This window comes from Acidovorax sp. A1169, assembly GCF_030704685.1.
Classification (GTDB): Bacteria; Pseudomonadota; Gammaproteobacteria; order Burkholderiales; family Burkholderiaceae_C; genus Acidovorax.
In genome coordinates this window covers 72,931-88,877 of record NZ_JAUZDX010000017.1, presented here as the reverse complement: position 1 = coordinate 88,877, position 15,947 = coordinate 72,931, and the positions used below count along the sequence as shown (strand labels likewise).

The 15,947-nt window shown below is 67.6% G+C and carries 12 protein-coding genes; 8 read left to right on the top strand and 4 right to left on the bottom strand.

Annotation, left to right across the window (positions count from 1 at the left end; translation table 11 throughout):
• Window positions 1–21: 21 nt before the first annotated feature.
• A complete protein-coding gene (locus tag QYL93_RS23525; protein WP_305745927.1) occupies window positions 22–585 on the bottom strand; it encodes an HAD family hydrolase in 564 nt (187 codons plus the stop codon).
• Between the two features lie 3 nt (window positions 586–588).
• Complete coding sequence (locus tag QYL93_RS23520; RefSeq protein ID WP_305745926.1) at window positions 589–1,590, bottom strand: KpsF/GutQ family sugar-phosphate isomerase; 1,002 nt, start codon at window positions 1,588–1,590, stop codon at window positions 589–591.
• Between the two features lie 49 nt (window positions 1,591–1,639).
• Between QYL93_RS23520 and QYL93_RS23515 the strand changes: the two genes are divergently transcribed.
• The gene (locus tag QYL93_RS23515; RefSeq protein WP_305745925.1) at window positions 1,640–3,625 is read left to right on the top strand and encodes a cation:proton antiporter; all 1,986 of its coding nucleotides are present in this window, start codon (window positions 1,640–1,642) and stop codon (window positions 3,623–3,625) included.
• Between the two features lie 9 nt (window positions 3,626–3,634).
• On the opposite strand, the gene QYL93_RS23510 is transcribed toward QYL93_RS23515, so the two are convergent.
• The gene (locus QYL93_RS23510; protein WP_305745924.1) at window positions 3,635–6,697 is read right to left on the bottom strand and encodes an EAL domain-containing protein; all 3,063 of its coding nucleotides are present in this window, start codon (window positions 6,695–6,697) and stop codon (window positions 3,635–3,637) included.
• A 149-nt stretch (window positions 6,698–6,846) separates the two neighbouring features.
• On the opposite strand from QYL93_RS23510, the gene QYL93_RS23505 reads away from it, so the two are divergent.
• Complete coding sequence (locus tag QYL93_RS23505; protein ID WP_305745923.1) at window positions 6,847–7,401, top strand: adenine phosphoribosyltransferase; 555 nt, start codon at window positions 6,847–6,849, stop codon at window positions 7,399–7,401.
• 84 nt (window positions 7,402–7,485) lie between these two features.
• Here QYL93_RS23505 and QYL93_RS23500 read toward each other — a convergent pair whose 3' ends face one another.
• Window positions 7,486–7,740: a DUF2061 domain-containing protein gene (locus tag QYL93_RS23500; RefSeq protein WP_179682850.1), complete on the bottom strand. Its 255-nt coding sequence runs from the start codon at window positions 7,738–7,740 to the stop codon at window positions 7,486–7,488.
• Between the two features lie 253 nt (window positions 7,741–7,993).
• On the opposite strand from QYL93_RS23500, the gene QYL93_RS23495 reads away from it, so the two are divergent.
• The 6 genes from QYL93_RS23495 (at window position 7,994) to QYL93_RS23470 (ending at window position 15,934) form a co-directional block, all read left to right on the top strand.
• The gene (locus tag QYL93_RS23495) at window positions 7,994–9,043 is read left to right on the top strand and encodes an SPFH domain-containing protein (protein WP_305745922.1); all 1,050 of its coding nucleotides are present in this window, start codon (window positions 7,994–7,996) and stop codon (window positions 9,041–9,043) included.
• A 102-nt stretch (window positions 9,044–9,145) separates the two neighbouring features.
• Window positions 9,146–10,636: a DUF4178 domain-containing protein gene (locus QYL93_RS23490; RefSeq protein ID WP_305745921.1), complete on the top strand. Its 1,491-nt coding sequence runs from the start codon at window positions 9,146–9,148 to the stop codon at window positions 10,634–10,636.
• A gap of 20 nt (window positions 10,637–10,656) precedes the next feature.
• A complete protein-coding gene (locus QYL93_RS23485) occupies window positions 10,657–10,878 on the top strand; it encodes a DUF350 domain-containing protein (protein ID WP_370877028.1) in 222 nt (73 codons plus the stop codon).
• 164 nt (window positions 10,879–11,042) lie between these two features.
• Window positions 11,043–13,190 (top strand): TonB-dependent siderophore receptor, encoded by a 2,148-nt coding sequence (locus tag QYL93_RS23480; RefSeq protein ID WP_305745920.1) that lies wholly within the window; start codon window positions 11,043–11,045, stop codon window positions 13,188–13,190.
• A gap of 61 nt (window positions 13,191–13,251) precedes the next feature.
• Window positions 13,252–14,337 carry a hypothetical protein gene (locus QYL93_RS23475; protein WP_305745919.1) on the top strand — a complete coding sequence of 362 codons (1,086 nt, stop codon included), beginning with the start codon at window positions 13,252–13,254 and terminating at the stop codon, window positions 14,335–14,337.
• Window positions 14,338–14,341: 4 nt separating this feature from the next.
• A complete protein-coding gene (locus QYL93_RS23470) occupies window positions 14,342–15,934 on the top strand; it encodes a polyamine aminopropyltransferase (RefSeq protein WP_305745918.1) in 1,593 nt (530 codons plus the stop codon).
• The last annotated feature ends 13 nt before the right edge of the window (window positions 15,935–15,947 follow it).

Below are 15,947 nucleotides of genomic sequence, written 5' to 3'. Positions count from 1 at the left end.
AAAGGCGCATGGGAGAAATCGTCATGCCGTGTAGTCTGCCAGCAGGCGGGCGTAGTGTCCCGTGGCCACGAGCAGCAGGTCGCAGAACTCGCGCGCGGCGCCATCGCCACCGTGCGCCGCCGTGACGTAGTGCGCGTTGTGGCGCACCTCGGTCTGGGCATTGGCCGGTGCGCAGGCCAGTGCGCTGCGGCGCATCACCGGTAGGTCGGGCCAGTCGTCACCCATGGCGGCGGCCTGCGCCCAGGACAGGCCCAGGCGGGCCAGGATGTCCTCGGCCGCAGGGCGCTTGTCCTCGGTGCCGAAGACTGCATGCTCCACGCCCAGGGCCTTGAGGCGCACGCGCAGCGGGGCCGAGTCGCGCCCGGTGATCACCGCGGGGGTGATGCCCGCCTTTTGCAGCAGCTTGAGGCCGTGGCCGTCCAGGGTGTTGAAGCGCTTGATGGTTTCACCGGCGTCGGTGAACAGCAGGCTGCCGTCGGTGAGCACGCCGTCCACGTCGAAAAACGCCACCCGCACGCCCTGGGCGAGCAGCAGCAGCTCGGGTGCGAAGGTCAGGGCCGGCTGCACGGAAAGGGGGGTCGCCATGGCTCAGATCACCTTGGCGCGCATCAGGTCGCCGATGTGCACGACGCCCACGAGCGCGCCGGCGGCATCCACCACCAGCACGCTGGTGATGCCGTGGGCCTCCATGAGCTCGGCGGCGTCCACGGCCAGGGCATCGGGGGCAATGCGCCGGGGCGAGGAGTGCATGACCTCGGCGGCGCTGGCGGCGCGCAGGTCGGCACCGGCCTCGATGCGCCGGCGCAGGTCGCCGTCGGTGAAGATGCCCAGGATCTGGCCAGCGGGGTCGACGATGGCCGATGCACCCAGGCCCTTGGCGCTCATCTCGCGCATCAGCTCGCTGAACGAGGCCTCGGGTGCCACGCGCGGCACGTCGCTGCCCGAGCGCATGACGTCGCTCACATGGGTCAGCAGCTTGCGGCCCAGCGCACCCCCAGGGTGCGAGCGGGCGAAATCCTCGGGCCGAAAGCCCCGTGCATCGAGCAGGGCCACGGCCAGTGCGTCGCCCATGGCCAGCTGGGCGGTGGTGCTCGCGGTGGGGGCCAGATTCAGCGGGCAGGCCTCGCGGCCGACGCTGCAGTCGAGCACCAGATCGGCATGGCGCGCCAGGGTGGAGTCCAGGCCACCGGTCAGGGCCAGCAGCGGAACCCCCAGGCGCTTGAGCACCGGCAGGATGGCGGTGAGCTCGCCGCTTTCGCCGCTGTTGGAGATGGCCAGCACCATGTCGTGCTCTGTCACCATGCCCAGGTCGCCATGGCTGGCCTCGCCCGGGTGCACGAAAAAGGCTGGGGTGCCCGTGGAGGCCAGGGTGGCTGCAATCTTGCGGCCCACATGGCCGCTCTTGCCCATGCCCATCACGACCACCCGGCCGCGGATGGACAGCGCCATCTGCACGGCCTGTGCAAAGCGTGCATCCACGCGGGCGGCCAGCGCGTTCAGGGCGGCGGCCTCGATGTCGAAGGTCTCGCGGGCCAGGCGCAGGGCCTTCTCGGCATCGAAGGGGGGAAGCACGGGGGAAGCGGGGGTCATGCGCGAGATTCTATCGACCGGCCTGCCTGGGCTCGGATAGCATCAGCCTATGTCCTCACTCGCCCTCACCCTGCTCTACCTTCTGGCCGCAGTGCTGGGCGTGGTGGTCTGCCGCAGCCTGAAGTTGCCGCCCATGCTGGGCTACCTCGCTGCCGGCGTACTGATCGGGCCCCATGCACTGGCGCTGGCGCAGAACTCCGAGGGGGTGCGGCATCTGGGTGAATTCGGCGTGGTGTTCCTGATGTTCGCCATCGGGCTGGAGTTCAGCCTGCCCAAGCTGCGCGCCATGCGCCGCCAGGTGTTCGGCCTGGGGCTGATGCAGGTGGTGGTGACCATGACCCTGGTCACCGGCGGATCGCTCATACTTTCGCGGGTGCTGGGCGGGGTGTGGGACATGGGCTGGCAGACGGCGCTGGCCCTGTCGGGCGTGATGGTGATGAGCAGCACCGCCATCGTGGTCAAGCTCATGTCCGAGCGCGCCGAACTTGAAAGCGAGCATGGCCGCAATGTCATGGGCATCCTGCTGTTCCAGGATCTGGCGGTGGTGCCGCTGTTGGTGCTGATCCCCGCGCTGGGCTCCACGCCCGACCAGTTGCTGGGGTCCCTGGGCTGGGCCTTGATCAAGGCCACCGTGCTGGTGGGCCTGCTGCTCACCGGCGGCCAGCGCGTGATGCGCTGGTGGCTGACCCTGGTGGCGCGCCGCAAGAGCGAGGAGCTGTTCATGCTCAACCTGCTCTTGATCACCCTGGGCCTGGCCTGGCTGACCGAGCTGGCGGGCCTGAGTCTGGCGCTGGGCGCCTTCATTGCCGGCGTGCTGGTCTCCGAGACCGAGTACAGCCACCAGGTGGGCACCGACATCCGCCCCTTCCACGACGTGCTGCTCGGGCTGTTCTTCATCACCATCGGCATGATGCTGGACTGGCACATCCTGGTGGACCGCTGGGGCCTGGTGCTGACGCTGGTGGTGGTGCCGCTGTCGCTCAAGCTCGCGGTCATCCTGGTGCTGGCGCGGGCCATGGGTGCCACCACCGGCGTTTCGATGCGCACGGGGCTGTACCTGGCTCAGGCGGGCGAGTTCGGCTTCGTGCTGCTGACGCTAACCCAGAACAACGGGCTGGTGCAGCCCGCGCTCATGAACCCCATCCTGGCCGCCATGGTGCTGTCCATGCTGGCTACGCCCTTCCTCATCATGTACAGCAACCGCATCGTGATGAAGCTGGTGGCCAGCGACTGGCTGCAGCAGTCGCTGCAGATGACGACCATCGCGCGCAAATCCATCAATTCGAGCAAGCACGTGATCATCTGTGGCTACGGGCGCTGCGGCCAGAACCTGGCACGCATGCTGGAGCAGGAGGGCATCCCCTACATGGCGTTGGACCTGGACCCGGACCGCGTGCGCCAGGCCGCTGCGGCCGGCGACTCGGTGGTGTATGGCGATGCCACGCGCCTGCAGGCCCTCATGGCGGCCGGCCTGGTGCGCGCCAGTGCCGTGGCGGTCACCTATATCGATGTGCCTGCCGCCCTCAAGGTGCTGGCCAATACCCGCAGCCATGCGCCCCAGGTGCCGGTGGTGGTGCGCACCCAGGACGACCTGCACCTGGACAAGCTGCAGGAGGCGGGCGCTACCGAGGTCGTGCCCGAGGCTATCGAAGGCTCGCTGATGCTGGCCAGCCATGCGCTGGCCCTGGTCGGCGTGCCCATGCGCCGCGTGCTGCGCCTGGTGCAGGACCAGCGCGACGCGCGCTACAACCTGCTGCGCGGCTATTTCCACGGGGCTGATGACGACACCGTCAACGAGCGCGACCAGGAGCGCCTGGCCACCGTCACCCTGCCCTCGGGCGCCCAGACCTTGGGCCAGGTCCTGGGCGAGCTGGCCCTGCCGGCCATGGGCGTGCGCGTGGTCAACCTGCGCCGCGCCAACGGCCATGTGAGCGCAGCGGTCGACGGCGCAGCGCTGGCCGAGGGCGACACGCTGGTGCTGTCGGGCCACCCTGCGGCGCTGAGCCTTGCCCAAGCCAAGCTGCTCAACGGCTGACGGGCCGGGTCAGCCGGGCAGCAATGCCTGCGCCGGGCCCGGGCGCCCGAACAGGTAGCCCTGGAACTGCTGGCAGCCGTTGCGCAGCAGGAAGTCGTGCTGGCCTTCGGTCTCCACCCCTTCGGCCACCACGTCCAGGCCCAGGCTGTGGGCCAGCGCGACGATGGTGCAGGCGATGGCCGCATCGTTGGGGTCGGTGAGCACGTCGCGCACGAAGCTCTGGTCGATCTTGAGCTGGTCCAGCGGCAACCGCTTGAGGTAGGAGAGCGAGGAGTAGCCGGTGCCGAAATCATCGAGCGAGAAGCCCACGCCCAGGTTGCGCAGCACCTGCATCTTGACGATGCTCTCCTCCACGTCCGAGAGCAGCAGGCTTTCGGTCAGCTCCAGCTTGAGCCGCCCGGGGTCCGCGCCCGTGGTGTACAGCGCCTGCAGCACCTGGGGCACGAATTCGGTGTGGCGAAACTCCTGCGCGCTCACGTTCACGGCCACGGTCCAGGCCTGGGTGCCCGGCTCCCGGTTCCAGCGCGCCAGTTGCTCGCAGGCCAGGTGCAGCACGCGCTGGCCCAGGGGCAGGATCAGGCCCGTCTGCTCGGCCAGTGGAATGAACTGGCCGGGCGGCACCATGCCACGCTGCGGGTGCTGCCAGCGCACCAGGGCCTCGGCGCCCATGGTCTGGCCGGTGGCGTTGACCACGGGCTGGTAGTGCAGCAGGAACTCGTTGCGCTGTATGCCCTGGCGAATGTCGCCCTCCAGCGCCGAGCGTGCCGTGGCCGCGGCCTGCATGGCGGGGTCGAAGAAGCACAGCGTATTGCGCCCCTGGGACTTGGCCTGGTACATCGCCAGGTCAGCCCGCTTGAGCAGTTCGTTGACGGGCTGCTGCCGGTCGCGGAACAGCGCGATGCCGATGCTGGGCGTGCTGTGCAGCTCGCTGCCATCCATGTCGTAGGGCTCGTTGAGGGCCTGCAGCACCTTCTGGGCCACGGCCTCCGATTCCACGGCGGCGCCAGTCTCCCCGCTGCTCAGGCCCTGGAGCACCACCACGAATTCGTCGCCTCCCAGGCGCGCCACGGTGTCGGTGGCGCGCACGCTGGCACGCAGCCGCATGCCCACCTGCACCAGCAGGCGGTCGCCCCATTCGTGGCCCATGGTGTCGTTGATGCCCTTGAAGTTGTCCAGGTCCAGAAACAGCAGGGCGCCATGCTGGCCATCGCGCTCGCAGGCCGTCGCCACGCGCTCCAGCCGATCGAGCAGCAGGCGCCGGTTGGGCAGTTTGGTCAGCTCGTCGTAGAACGCCAGGCGCTGGATCTCGGCCTCGGCACGCTTGCGCTCCGTGATGTCGCGGGCCAGCCCGCGGTAGCCGGTGAATTCGCCTTCGGCGTTGAAGATCGGCTCGCCGCTGATGGACACCCACAGGGGATCCCCCTGCGCCGACATGCGCTGGATCTCGAAATTGCGGAACACCTGGCGCTGCTCGAGCTGTTCGCGGTGCGCGCGCCACTGGCCGTCGTCCGCAAAGGTGTTGGGCAGTTCCCAGCGCGTAAGGCCGTAGAGCTGGTTGTCGGGCAGGTCCATCTTGTTCTGCGGACTGCCTTCCAGGCGCACGAAGCGGAACTCGGCATCCTGCTCCCAGTACCAGTCAGACGACAGCTGTGTGAGGCTGCGCCAGCGGGCCTCGCTTTCGCGCAGGGCCTCCAGCGCGCCCAGGTAGTCGGTCACGTCGGTGAAGGTGCGCACGCGCCCGCCCCCTTCCAGAGGGCGCGTGCGCACCTCGATGAAGCGGCCCGTGACCGTGCGGCGGATGTAGCTGTCCGGCATGGTCAGCTTGCCCCCGTGCGCGGCGTACTCGGCACCCACATAGTCCCGGGCCTTGGACTCGATCAGCTGGAAGCCTGTGCCGAAATCCCCGCGCTCGGTCTGGAAGCGCACCACCTCCTCCACCCGGGGTTCGCCCGCGAGCAGTTCCTCGGGCAGGTTCAGGAGCTCCAGGTAGCGCTGGTTGTAGACGCGAATGCGGCCTTCGCCATCGACGTTGGTGATGCCCTGCGACACGCTGGCCAGCGTGCTCTGCAGCGCGCGTGTCTTTTCGGCCAGCAGCGCGCTGGTGTGCGCCAGCTCTTGCTCCACCTGCCGGCGGGCGAGTTCGGCCCGCCGCGCCAGCTCCAGCTGGCCCACGGTGCTCAAGAGCGGCTGCAGGAACTGCACGTCGGCTGCGGTGTAGCCCTCTGGCCGGTTGGCCAGCCCCACCACGGCGACGAGCTCGCCCGAGGCCAGGATGGGCAGGCCCAGGTACGAGACCACGGGCGGGTGCCCCGGCGGCATGCCGGCGCTGCGGCTGTCGCCCGCTGCGTCGTTGATGACCACGGGCTTTTCGGTGAGCATCGCCTGGCCGGGCAGGGAGTCGAGGTCGTCGAAGACCCGGCCCTCCTCCGCGTCCCGGGTGTAGCGCGCGCGCGTGGCCTCGTCCCACGCCACGTCGGTCATGGAATGCATGCGCAGAAAGGGCTTGCCCTCGGCCGTGCGCTGCACCTGCCCGACCAGCCCGAACCGGCTCCCGGTCAGCTCCATGAGCTCGTGCAGCAGCGCATCGAAGGCAGCGCGCGGGGCCGAGCTGGCAATGAACACGGCCTGTGCGCGCGAGATCGCCTGCAGCAGCCGGTGCTGGCGTGCCAGCATGGCCTCGGCGGCGCGCCGGGCGCGCACGCTGCTGCTGCGCTCAAGCACGGCCTCGATCTGCGCGGGCAGGGCCAGCAGGTAGTTGCAGCCGGGGTCGCGGATGGTGAAGTCGGCAAAGCCATGGCGCATGGCGTGCGCCGCCTGCGCGTCGGCCCCGGCGTCCACGATGATCAAGGCCGGTATGCGGCCCATGCGCTCGAGCACGTCGTACGCCGAGCCGTCTGAGAAATGCTGGCAGACCAGCAGGATGTCCGGGGTGTGGTCCTGCAGCCATGCCTGGGCCTGTGCCAGCGAGGGCGCCACCTCCACCCGCCAGCCCAGCCAGGGGTCCACCAATGCATCGACGAGCGCCCGTGCGTGCTCCCGGTCGTCTTCGATCAACAGGACGGAGATGGGCATGGCCGATCTGGTTTTTCAGGGCAAAGAGAGGCAGCCTGCACACCGCAGGCCCTAGATCCATTATGAGTCAGCATTCGGGGCTTGCGGTCCGCCGACCCCAGTGGCTGGTGTTTACACTCGCAGCCTTTGTGCCATCCACCCCACACCCCATGCAGCCCCTCAGCGTCAACCAGTACTTGCGCCAGCACATCCGCACCGTGCCCGACTGGCCGGCACCCGGTGTGCAGTTCCGCGACATCACACCGCTGCTGCAGGACCCCAAGGTCTTTCGCGTGCTGATCGATGCCTTCGTGCACCGCTACATGGACAAGGCCCTGCGCCCCGACGTGGTGGCCGGGCTCGATGCGCGCGGCTTCATCCTGGGCGCTGTGGTGGCGTACGAACTCAACGTGGGCTTCGTGCCGATCCGCAAGAAGGGCAAGCTGCCCTTCACCACGGTGGAGGAGACCTACGAGCTCGAATACGGCAGCGCCACGGTGGAGCTGCACACCGATGCCGTGAAGCCCGGTGACCGCGTGCTGCTGATCGACGACCTGATCGCCACGGGCGGCACCATGATGGCTGGCCGGCGGCTGCTGGAGAAGCTGGGCGCCAACGTGATCGAGGGCGCGGCCATCGTTGACCTGCCCGAGCTGGGCGGCTCGCAGCGGCTCAGGGAATCAGGCCTGCCGCTCTACACCCTCGTCGATTTCGAAGGGCATTGAGCCTCGCAGCACGTCACTGCCCCTGTGCGTAGGCTGCAAGAACCTGCTGCAGCCATTGGGCAAAAAAGGGCGGGTGCATGGCGGTCATGCGAGCGCAGGCACGGCATCGGCCGCACCGGCCGCACGGCGGCGCGCCGCACGCTCCCAGGCCTTCTCATGGAAGAAGAAAGCCACGGCCTGCACCGTGGGTTCCAGCAGGCTCAGCGTGAGCGATGCCCAGAGGTTGCCTGTGACGGCGTAGGCCACCATGGCTGCCACGCTGATGTGGATCAGGTAGTAGCTGCCGGTCTTCTTGAGCATGGTCTGGTTCTGGCGGGCGAGTTGGCGGATGCGGGCCATGGTGGATTCCTTTCGTTCAGCGCCTGCGCAAGGGGTGGACAGGCATCACGAAATGATAAGAATTATCAATAGCAATTGCCAATTGACTGCGGCTAACCGCGTCATTGAAACTATCAAGTGAGTGGCTGCGGAAGTCTTCGGCCTCCCCCGTTAATTCCGTCACGCAGTGGGGACACAAAATGCCCTTGGCGGCGCCAACCCCGTTGCTATGATGGACATCTTTTCAACTGCGGCAACGCACTAGGGAGCAGACATGGCCCTCATGGACTTCATCAAGAAACAGTTCATCGACGTCCTCCAATGGACGGAGGAAGGCGACGGCACGCTGGCATGGCGCTTCCCGATGAGCGGCATGGAAATCCAGAACGGTGGCACGCTGGTGGTGCGCGAATCGCAGATGGCGATCTTCGTCAACGAAGGCAAGGTGGCCGACGTCTTCGGCCCCGGTACCTACAAGCTCACCACGCAGACGCTGCCGGTGCTGACCTACCTCAAGAACTGGGACAAGCTCTTCGAGTCGCCCTTCAAGAGCGATGTCTACTTCTTCAGCACGCGCCAGCAGATCGACCAGAAGTGGGGCACGCCCCAGCCCATCACCATCCGTGACAAGGACTTCGGTGCGGTGCGCCTGCGCGCCTTCGGCAACTACGCCTTCCGCGTTGCCGACCCCAAGCTGTTCCACACCGAGATCTCGGGCACGCGCGAGTCCTACCCCGTGGGCGACCTCGAAGGCCAGCTGCGCGGCCTGGTGCTGCAGAACATCAGCAACGCCATTGCCGGCAGCGGCCTGCCCTTCCTGGACCTGGCGGCCAACCAGGTCATGTTCGCCGATGCGCTGACCAAGGAGCTGGCCCCCCTGTTCGCCAAGCTCGGCCTGCTGATCGAGAACCTCACGGTGCAGAACGTCTCGCTGCCCGAAGAGCTGCAGAAGATCCTGGACCAGAAGATCGGCATGGGCATGGTCGGCAACGACATGGCCAAGTTCATGCAGTACCAGACTGCCCAGGCCATCCCCAAGTTCGCCGAAAACAGCGGTGGCGGCAGTGGCATTGCGGGCGACGCCATGGGCCTGGGGGCTGGCGTGGCGCTGGGCCAGGTGATGGCGCAGAACCTGCAGCAGGGCCTGCAGGGTGGCGGCAACGCGGCCCCTGCCGCAGCGGCCGTGGCAGCAGCAGCCTCCGGCGTGAAGCCCGAGGACGTGATGGCCACGCTCGAGAAGCTCGGCGAACTCAAGTCCAAGGGCATCCTCACTCAGGAAGAGTTCGACGCCAAGAAGTCCGAACTGCTCAAGAAGCTGATCTGAGGCCGGCGCAACCTACCTTCGCTACCGGCGCCTGGCGTGCGGGCAGCAGCGGGCCGATGGGCCCCTGCATTGCCGCACCCGGCCGCCTTTGGCACCGCCCGAATGGCCACTGACCCTACACAGCGTTCCTACCGCGCGCCCTGCCCGGGCTGCGGCGCGCCGGTTGAATTCCGCAGCGCGCAGTCCACGCACGCCGTCTGCGGCTACTGCCAGAGCACCGTGGTGCGCAGCGGTGACGTGCTGCAGCGCGTGGGCAAGATGGCCGAGCTGTTCGACGACCACAGCCCGCTGCAGCTCATGGCCAGCGGGCGCATCGAGCTCGACGGCAAGGACATCCCCTTCACGCTGATCGGCCGGCTGCAGTACAAGACCGAGGCCGGCGTCTGGACCGAATGGTCGGCCTTCCTGCAGGACGGCACGCTTGCCAGCCTGGGCGAAGACAACGGCGCCTATGTCTTCACGCGGCCCATGGAGGCCGGGCGCGAGCTGCCCGAGGCGGCCCGCTTTCGCATCGGCGCCACCACCGCCATTGCCGGCAAGTCGTATTCCGTCGCCTTCAGCGGCAGCGCCTCGCTGATCTCGGCCCAGGGCGAACTGCCCAAGCTGCCGCCGCTGGGCCAGCCCTTCGACATGGTCGAGCTGCGCAGCGCCGATGGCGAGGTGCTCAGCATCGACTACGGCCACACGCCGCCGCACCTGGAGCGCGGCCGCGCCGTGCTGCTCGAAGACCTCAAGCTCACCGGCCTCAAGGACGAATCGGCCAAGGACGAGAAGGGCCGCCAGTTCAACTGCCCGCACTGCGGTGCGCCGGTGCAGGTGCAGCTGTCCAGCACCAAGAGCATCACCTGCGGATCGTGCGCAAGCATCATTTCGCTGGACAGCGGCGTGGGCGGCGAGCTGCAATCGACCGAGCAGGACGAGCCCGTGCGCCCCATCATCCCGCTGGGCAGCAAGGGCCAGCTGCAGGGCGTGCACTGGCAGGTGGTGGGCTTCCAGCACCGCATGGGCGTGGAGCCGGGCGACGACGAGCACTTCGGCTGGAGCGAGTACCTGCTGTACAACCAGAAGCGCGGCTTCGCCTTCCTGGTGGACGCCGAGGACGGCTGGAGCATGGTGCGCCCGACCACCGGCGCCCCGCAGATGGCCGCCAGCGGCCGCAGCGCGAGCTACATGGGCACCACCTACCAGCTCAAGTACAGCTACGAGGCCGAGACCACCTACGTGCTCGGCGAGTTCTACTGGCAGGTCATGCGTGGCCAGAAAACGTCGAACCGCGACTTTGCCAGCGCCAAGGGCCTGCTGTCGATGGAGCAGACGCCCAATGAGCTGACCTGGTCCTCGGGCGACAAGCTGGCCAGCGACACCGTGGTCAAGGCCTTCAAGCTCGAAGACAAGAAAGACGTGCTGCAGCGCGACGACCCGGGGCCCTTCGTGGCCAAGTCGGGCCTGGGCTGCGGCACCATCATCATCATCGCGATCGTCATCATCATCCTGCTGATCCTGCTGAGCAACTGTTCGGGCTCGTCCGGCAGCGGCTACCGCAGCTCGGGCGGCTCGTTCGGCGGCTATTCCAGCGGCGGCGGACACAAGTAATTTATCAAGGAGCTTCCACCATGATGGGAATCGAATGGCTCAAGCCTGCGGCGTTCCTCGGGTCCATCCTGTACGCGCTGATCGGCGTCGTCATCTTCTGGATCTGTTTTGTCATCGTTGACAAAATCACGCCCTATGACCTGTGGCGAGAAATCGTCGAGAAGCAGAACCGGGCGTTGGGCATGGTGGTGGCTGCCATGTGCCTGGGCATCAGCATCATCGTCGCTGCTGCCATCCATTGAGGGCGGGGGATGGCTGCGTTGATGGGCCTGCAAAGGCGGGCGCACGCTTGCCCTTGTGAGTGCAAAGTTTTGAATAAGAATAGTTATCGTTTGTATTAAAATGTGTACCTCGGGTAAACGTTAGCGGTCGGAGGGGCTGCTCGTCCGATATTTCTGGAGTACACATGGCAAACAAGAACCATGCGGGCAGCGCCAAGGCTGCCCGTTTTCGTTGTGCGGCCACCGCAGCAGCCAGCCTGCTGGCCTTGCTGGGCACGGCGCAGCAGGCCTGGGCCCAGGCCGATGCCGCACTGCCCGCCGTGCAGGTCACAGGCTCGCAATACGACGCCGACGATGTGCGCCCCGAGGGCGTGACCACGGCCACCAAGACCTATATGGCGCCGCGCGACATCCCGCAGACCATCGACACGCTGGAGGTCAACAAATACAAGAGTTATGGCATCAACGACCTTGCGGTGATGCTCGACGGCGTGCCCGGCGTGAACACCAAGTACGACATGCGCGGCGAGGGCGTGATGATCCGCGGCTTCAACGCCGACTCGGGTGACATCTACCGCGACGGCGTGCGCGAATCTGGCCAGGTGCGCCGCAGCACCGCCAACGTGGAGCGCATCGAGATCTTGAAGGGCCCGGCCTCGGTGCTCTACGGCCGCAGCAGCGGCGGCGGCATCGTCAACCTGGTGAGCAAGCAGGCCCGCTTCGATGCCAAGAGCAGCGTCACCTTGCGCGGCGGCTCGTGGGAGAACTACGGCGGCACACTCGATATCAACAAGGTCATCAACAACCACGTGGCCGTGCGCCTGACGGCCGACCGCGAACAGGCCGACAGCTTCCGCAGCGGTATCAGCAACCGGAACGAGATGGTCTCGCCCAGCATTCTGGTCGATACCCGCACCGGCCTGCGCTGGAGTGGCCAGTACACCTACGACAACATCTGGCGCGTGCCCGACCGCGGCCCGGCCTACGACCAACTGCCCGCCGGTGTCTCGATTCGCAAGGGTTTCGCTCACCCGGACGACTATGTGGAAGACCGCCTGCGCGTGCTGCGCTCGGACCTGTCCTACGACTTCAACAGCGCCTGGAGCGTGCGCTGGGTGGCCAGCAAGCGCGAGGCCCGCCAGGACTTTGACCACTACTTCGCCGGCACCTACTGCAACACGGCGGGCCAGACCACCGCAGGGGCGGCCTGCACCTGGCGTGGCCAGGTGCGTCCGAACTACGCCTGGCAGCAGACGGCCAACGAGACCCTGTCCAACACCGTGGACCTGACGGGCAAGTTCAGCACCGGCGGCATCCAGCACGAGGTGCTGGTCGGCATGGAAGCCAGCGAGGAAAAGCGCCACCCGCGCATCGGCCAGCCGGCGTCCACCTTCAGCTACGACCCGCTGCAGCCCATCGCCTGGGGCGCCAAGCCGGCGCAGGGCAACCCGACCCAGCACAACCTGCACAAGGCCGAGGGCCAGGCCCTGTACGTGCAGGACCTGATCAGCCTCACGCCCGAGTGGAAGCTGCTGGCCGGCCTGCGCTATGACCGCTTCACCTTCAACAGCACCAACCTGCTGACCAATGTGGGCCGCGGCTACAGCGGTGATTCGGTGAGCCCGCGCCTGGGCGTGGTCTGGCAGCCGGTGCGCGAGCACAGCCTGTACGCCTCGTGGAACAAGAGCTACTCGCCCTACGGCGGGCGCGGCATGATCAGCGTGGACGTTGCGCCCACCGCCGTCTACGACGATGAACCCCAGCACTCGCGCCAGGTCGAGGTGGGCGTCAAGAGCGACTGGCTGAACGGCGCGCTTTCGACCCAGCTGTCGGTGTACCAGCTCGAACACGCCAACATCCGCTACCGCCCCGACGCGGTCAATGACCCCTTCACCTGGGCCGTGCGCGGAAAGGAGCGCTCGCGCGGCATCGAGTTCAGCGCGGCAGGCCGCGTGGCCTCGTCGTGGTACGTGCGCGGCGGTGTGGGTGTGACCAGCGCCAAGGTCACCGAGGACAAGCTGCAGCCGGCGCTCGTGGGCAAGTACCTGGTGGACACCGCCTTGCGCAACGGCAACTTCTTCGTGCGCTACGCGCCGCAGGGCCCGTGGTACGCGGAGATTGGCGCCACGCACACCAGCGCCCGCTGGCTCAACGCCGCCAATACTGCGCGCGTGCCCGGCTACACCCGCTGGGATGCGCTGGTGGGCTGGCGCCAGGGCGTATGGACGGCCACGGCCGCCATCTCCAACCTGCTGGACAAGGAATACTGGCGCGCCGACGCCATGCCGGGCGCCCCGCGCAGCCTGCTGGTCAGCGTGAACTACCAGTTCTGACCTGCGCCATTTGTCTGGCAAGGACGAGGGGCAATGCGCCCTCGTGCAGACTGGCTGCGTGATGGCCCACGCACCTCGCTCCAAGCACCCACGCCCCGGCGGGTGGGGCTGGGTGGCGGGGGCTGTTGCTGTCGTGGTGCTGGCCACCTGCACTTTCTGGATCTACCCGCTCTCTGGTGCACTGAAAGCCGACGCTGCATCCGAAAAGGGCCATGCGGCCGGCGTCGCAGCGCCCCGGGCCACGGATTTCCCGTGGGATGCCCAACTGGGCGCCGCCAGTGCACCCTCAACGGCGTCGGGAGCGCCGAGTGCCCAGCGGCCGCCAAGCCGCTTCAGCATGATGTCGGCCGCCTTGACGCCCCCCGCACGTCCCGTGTGGGAGATGCTGCGCAACTATCCCGGCCCCTCGGTGGCGGGCATCGACGCCGATGTGGACATGCTGGTTGCGCTCAGCTACTGCGAGTACAGCGGTGACCTGCCAAGGCTGCTGTGGGAGGGCCGGTCCCAGGGCACTGCATCGGCGGCCCAACTGAAGGAGCTCGATACGCGGCATGCCCAGGCCACTGCGCTGTGTGCGCGGCTGTCGGACAGCGACTATGCGTTGCGCACGGAGATCCTGCGCCTGCACGCGCGGGCCGGCAATGTGGACGCACAACTGCACTTCCAGTACGTGGGGCCCACCGGCCGCCATGGGCCCGAAGGCTTCGCGGGCGTGCCCCAGAGCGACGCCCAACTGGCCGCCTGGTACCAGGAGGTACTGGGCTATGCGAAGCAGGCCCTCGTGGAAGAGCCACTGCCGGCCGTGAGCACCCTGGCATGGCTCTACGACGCGGGCCCCAGCGTGCCGCCTGCCCCTGCGTATGCAGTCCACGACCCCGTGGAAGGCCATGCCTACCGCATCCTGCTGGCCCGGATGGTGCGCAACCCGCAAAACCTGGCCGATTTCATGCAGCGCGAGGTGGCCCGCCTGCCACCCGACCAGGTGGTCCAGGGACGGACCCGGGCCGAAGCCATCGCGCAGGGCCTGGCAGCGCAACTCACGGCCCGGGGCAAGGACCTGCCCCGGGGCCTGCTGGGCCCGGCATCCACGCCGGACGGCGCAACGCCGCGCCAGCAGCTGGGACCCTCGCCATTCGCAGCACAATAGCGGCTTGTCCTCGAACCCTAACTCCCTCCCCTCCGCCTCCGCCCCATCGGGCGCTCGCCCCATCGACGTTGCGCTGCTGGCCAGCGTGTTCGTCGTGGCCGCCTGCGGCCTGCTGTACGAGCTGGCGGCCGGTGCCCTCGCGTCCTATGTGCTGGGCGACTCGGTGCTGCAGTTCTCCACCATCATCGGCACCTACCTGTTCGCCATGGGCGTGGGCTCATGGCTGTCACGCTATTTCGAGCGGCAGCTGCCGGCGCACTTTTTGCGCATCGAGCTGCTGGTGGCGCTGATCGGCGGCGCCCTGCCAGCCACGCTGTTCCTGGCCAACGCCTATGTGCCGGGGGCCTTCCGGCTGCTGCTGTACGGCATGGTGTTCATGGTGGGCACCCTGGTGGGACTGGAGATTCCGCTGGTGATGCGCATCTTGAGGCGCAACGTGGCGCTCAAGGACCTGGTCTCGCAGGTGCTGACCTTCGACTACCTGGGAGCGCTGGCCGTGTCCATGGCCTTTCCGCTGCTGCTGGTGCCGCACCTGGGGCTCATCCGCACGGGGCTGCTGTTCGGGCTCATGAATGCTGCCGTGGCGCTGTGGGCGGTGTGGTTGTTCCGCGATGAGCTGCGCCGCCTGCGCGCACATGCCTTCGCCTGCGTCGGCGTGATGGGGCTGCTGTTCGCGGGCCTGCTCGGCGCGGACCACATCACCAGCTTTGCCGAGGACAAGTTCTACCAGGACCGCATCGTCTTCAGCACCGCATCGTCCTACCAGCGCATCGTCGTCACCAACGGCAAGCTGGGCCACCGCCTGTACCTCAACGGCAACCTGCAGTTCGCCGAGCGCGACGAGTACCGCTACCACGAGGCGCTGGTGCACCCCGCCATGGCGGCGCACGGCGCACCACGGCGCGTGGCCGTGCTCGGCGGTGGCGACGGCATGGCCGTGCGCGAGATCCTCAAGTACCCCTCGGTCGAGTCCGTCACCCTGGTGGAGCTGGACCCGGCCATGACGCGCCTGTTCACCGACAACCCCACGCTCGCCCGGCTCAATGGCGAGGCGCTGCGCTCGCCCAAGGTGCACGTGGTCAACACCGATGCCTTCCAGTGGCTGCAGCACGGCAAGGACGCCAAGGCGGATGGCGGCGATGCGGTGGATGACCTGTTCGACGTGATCGTGGTCGACTTTCCCGATCCCACCAATTTTTCCATCGGCAAGCTCTACACCAACAGCTTCTATGCGCTGCTGGACAAGCGCCTGGCAGCCAGCGGCTATGCCGTGGTGCAGACCACCTCGCCGCTGGTGGCCCGCCAGAGCTACTGGACCGTGGTGCAGACGATCGAGTCGGTGGGCCTGCAGACGGCGCCCTACCACGCCCATGTGCCGAGCTTCGGCGAATGGGGCTTTGTGGTGGCCAGCCGCCGGCCCTGGCGAATGCCCGATGCACTGCCGGCCGACCTGCGCTTTTTGAGCGCGGGCACATTGCCCTTGCTGTTCGACTTTCCGCTCGACATGGCGCGCCTGCCGGCCGAGGTGAACCGCCTGTCCAACCAGGCGCTGGTGCATACCTATGAGCGGGAGTGGGGCAAAGTGGTCGGGCATTAGCTGTGGCATCCAT

Excerpts from the sequence above, each read along its gene's own strand:
- QYL93_RS23500 (WP_179682850.1), bottom strand. The coding sequence starts at position 7,740 with ATGGCCCGCATCCGCCAACTCGCCCGCCAGAACCAGACCATGCTCAAG.
- QYL93_RS23505 (WP_305745923.1), top strand. The coding sequence starts at position 6,847 with ATGCAGCCCCTCAGCGTCAACCAGTACTTGCGCCAGCACATCCGCACC.
- QYL93_RS23490 (WP_305745921.1), top strand. The coding sequence starts at position 9,146 with ATGGCCACTGACCCTACACAGCGTTCCTACCGCGCGCCCTGCCCGGGC.
- QYL93_RS23495 (WP_305745922.1), top strand. The coding sequence starts at position 7,994 with ATGGCCCTCATGGACTTCATCAAGAAACAGTTCATCGACGTCCTCCAA.
- QYL93_RS23485 (WP_370877028.1), top strand. The coding sequence starts at position 10,657 with ATGATGGGAATCGAATGGCTCAAGCCTGCGGCGTTCCTCGGGTCCATC.
- QYL93_RS23475 (WP_305745919.1), top strand. The coding sequence starts at position 13,252 with ATGGCCCACGCACCTCGCTCCAAGCACCCACGCCCCGGCGGGTGGGGC.
- QYL93_RS23515 (WP_305745925.1), top strand. The coding sequence starts at position 1,640 with ATGTCCTCACTCGCCCTCACCCTGCTCTACCTTCTGGCCGCAGTGCTG.
- QYL93_RS23510 (WP_305745924.1), bottom strand. The coding sequence starts at position 6,697 with ATGCCCATCTCCGTCCTGTTGATCGAAGACGACCGGGAGCACGCACGG.
- QYL93_RS23480 (WP_305745920.1), top strand. The coding sequence starts at position 11,043 with ATGGCAAACAAGAACCATGCGGGCAGCGCCAAGGCTGCCCGTTTTCGT.
- QYL93_RS23520 (WP_305745926.1), bottom strand. The coding sequence starts at position 1,590 with ATGACCCCCGCTTCCCCCGTGCTTCCCCCCTTCGATGCCGAGAAGGCC.
- QYL93_RS23525 (WP_305745927.1), bottom strand. The coding sequence starts at position 585 with ATGGCGACCCCCCTTTCCGTGCAGCCGGCCCTGACCTTCGCACCCGAG.